General features: G+C 59.6%; 1 protein-coding gene. It reads right to left on the reverse strand.

Going from position 1 to position 1,073, the window contains the following annotated elements:
• Positions 1-1,046: immunoglobulin-like domain-containing protein (locus M5G11_RS16260; protein WP_273925321.1), on the reverse strand; the 1,046-nt coding region annotated here is incomplete at its 3' end.
• Between the last annotated feature and the right edge of the window lie 27 nt (positions 1,047-1,073).

Here is a 1,073-nt window from a genome sequence, read left to right on the forward strand (position 1 = left end):
TCAACCTTGGTGATGCTGTTGGTCAGATCAACGTTGGTATTCAGGGCGTTATCGGGTGCCTTGAAGTCCACGGAGTTGGAGCTGGCGCCAACCGGGATAACAATGGTTTGGCCATTGGCTAAGGTCACGGTCACCGGGGAGCCAGTCACTGGGGCTGTAACCGAAGCGGTGTAGGTGACGAAGCCACCTTCAGTCACGCTCGGCGAAGCCGTCAGGGTCACGGTACTGGTATCGGTAGTGTCGGTGACCGCAGTCACGGCAGGGGTGCCGTTGACGTTGAGTTTCTCGAAATCACCACCGGTGGCGGTGTCGATCTTCACGCTGATGTTGCCGGCGTCCAGGTAGACGTCGTCGCCTGGTGCGTTGACGCTGATACTGTTGCTGGTTTGGCCAGCGGCGATGGTGATGACCTGCCCGTTGGACAGGGTCACGGTCACTGGGCTGCCAGCAGCGTTGGTCAGAGTGGCGGTATAAACGATCTGGCCACCTTCGGCCACAGAACCCGTAGCGGTCAGCGACAAACCAGTTGCCGTTGGCGTCGACGGATCATCAGTCACTGTGGTGGTGACAGTGTCGGTCGAGTGCTCCAGCTTCTCGTAGTTACCGCCTTCGACCTTGGTGATGCTGTTGGTCAGGTCGACGTTGGTGTTCAGGGCGTTGTCTGGGGCCTTGAAATCTACGGAGTGGGAGCTTTCGCCGACCGGGATCACAATGGTCTGGCCGTTGGCCAGGGTCACGGTCACCGGAGAGCCAGTCACTGGTGCCGTGACCGAAGCGGTGTAGGTGACAAAACCACCTTCAACCACGCTCGGCGCAGCCGTCAGGGTCACGGTGCTGGTGTCGGTTGTGTCGGTGACTGCGGTTACGGCAGGGGTACCGTTGACATCGAGCTTCTCGAAATCACCACCCGTAGCGCTGTCAATTTTCATGCTGACGTTGCCGGCGTCCAGGTAGACGCTGTCTGCCGGGGCAGCAACCGAAATGCTATTGCTGGTCTGGCCTGCGGCGATGGTGATGACCTGTCCGTTGGACAGAGTCACAGTCACCGGGCTACCAGCGGCATTGGTCAAGGT

Source organism: Pseudomonas fontis, assembly GCF_028656955.1.
Taxonomy (GTDB): domain Bacteria; phylum Pseudomonadota; class Gammaproteobacteria; order Pseudomonadales; family Pseudomonadaceae; genus Aquipseudomonas; species Aquipseudomonas fontis.